The organism is Okeania sp. SIO2B9 (assembly GCF_010672505.1).
Classification (GTDB): domain Bacteria; phylum Cyanobacteriota; class Cyanobacteriia; order Cyanobacteriales; family Microcoleaceae; genus Okeania; species Okeania hirsuta.
Genome location: NZ_JAAHGK010001471.1, coordinates 1 through 1734 on the forward strand (window position 1 = coordinate 1; position 1734 = coordinate 1734).

The 1734-nt window shown below is 33.2% G+C and carries 2 protein-coding genes; one reads left to right on the forward strand and one right to left on the reverse strand.

Features of this window, described 5'->3' with window-relative positions:
• The first annotated feature begins 115 nt into the window (after positions 1-115).
• A complete protein-coding gene (gene murI / locus F6K13_RS31790) occupies positions 116-946 on the forward strand; it encodes a glutamate racemase (protein ID WP_124147535.1) in 831 nt (276 codons plus the stop codon).
• A 659-nt stretch (positions 947-1605) separates the two neighbouring features.
• On the opposite strand, the gene F6K13_RS31795 is transcribed toward murI, so the two are convergent.
• Positions 1606-1734 (reverse strand): transposase (locus F6K13_RS31795; protein WP_287289679.1); only part of this gene is annotated, 129 nt, incomplete at its 5' end.

Genomic DNA, 1734 nt, shown 5'->3' on the forward strand with positions numbered 1-1734 from the left:
TTAAATAATTATGAAATTCTTCTCTATTAAAACTAAAATCAAAAAAATTAGATTTTCAACTGATACATTATAGTAATATTTATTTGATTTGAATTGTATTTCCATACTCTCAAGAATGATCGTTGAAACTAGACAAAAAAGAATAGGTATTTTTGATAGTGGGATAGGAGGTCTAACTGTTCTGAGAGAGCTATATAGACAGTTACCTAGTGAATCTATTCTTTACTTTGGAGATACAGCAAGATTACCTTATGGTACAAGAACTAGCAAAGAAATTATGCAGTTTGTAGATGAAATTATAGAGTGGTTAATCAAAAGTGGAGTTAAAATGGTATTGATGGCTTGTAATACCAGTTCAGCTCTTGCTCTAGAAAAAATCAAGTCTAAATTTGATATTCCAATTCTAGGATTGATTGTACCAGGGGCAAATTCTGCAGTAGAATTAGGGACAAGAATAGGTGTCATTGCTACCCCTGCAACTGCTGCTAGTAATGCCTATCGTACTGCTATTCTAGAGGCAAATTCTTCTGCTAAAGTGTGGCAAGTAAGCTGTCCCTATTTCGTACCTTTAATAGAGCAAAATCAGCTACATAACCCTTATACATATCAGATAGCAGAAGAATATTTGATGCCATTAATACAGCAAAAAATTGACACATTGGTTTATGGTTGTACTCACTATCCCTATTTAGAACCAATATTGCGTTCTTTTCTACCTAGAAATATTAATTTTGTAGATCCTGCTGTATCTCTAGTGAAAGTAGCTGCTAAAAAGCTAGAAATGATGAATTTACAAAATTATGAGAAAGCAAAACCAACAAAATTCGTAGTTAGCGGTTCTCCTCAAAAATTTGCTGAATTATCATTACAATGGCTTGGTTATAAACCAATTGTACAATCAGTTTCTTTATCTACAGTTCTAGACAAACCTATTTCTATGGCATAGAATTTATGTTGGGGATATAAACAGAAAATTAAATGCTTAATAGAATCAGGACTTACGCAAAATACTCTTTTATACGCTAGTTTTGGTGTAAGATGCGTTGCAACACACACTACAGGCAGATTTGCTCCTTAAGTCCTAAGAATAAGGATTCGCGAAAAGTTTTACAGAGTTTTTGTGATTCAATGAAAGTGCCAATCTAGTTTGATAACTTCTCGTAAGCTTTATAGATAGATTATGGCAGTCTTATATCTGAATTGTGAAATATTTTAGGGTTATAGAGAATAGGAAACAGTAGAATTTTTATTAATGTTTTAGATCTATAGCAGTCGTCAAAGTGCTTAGGACATAAAGGAGAAACATAGCGTTGGCGGAGCAAGTGCGGCAGTTATATCGCCTCTATGAGATGGTCTAATAATTTTATACTTTTCTCTGTGCTAACCCCTCTGACAGTTGCTATACTGTTGAATAATTATAAACTTACTTAAAACTTATAAGTAAGTCGGTGAAAAAAAACCAAAGTATGTAAAGAAATTTTAAGCAGTTTGATTTGAGTAAAATTTAAAACGTTCTGTACTGTAGTTTCCCTTTTCTGCCCTAGCTTGAATACCGTCAATTACTGCATAAGCAAGATCTAACTCGTCATCAAACATTTGAGCTGATCATTCATCTTTTTTGAGATGTTTCCACTCCAGCTCAATTGGGTTCATTTCTGAGCAATACTTAGGTAAAAAGAATATATACAAGCCCTGGCTTTCCCATTTTGACCATAATTGTTGTACCTCTCGACA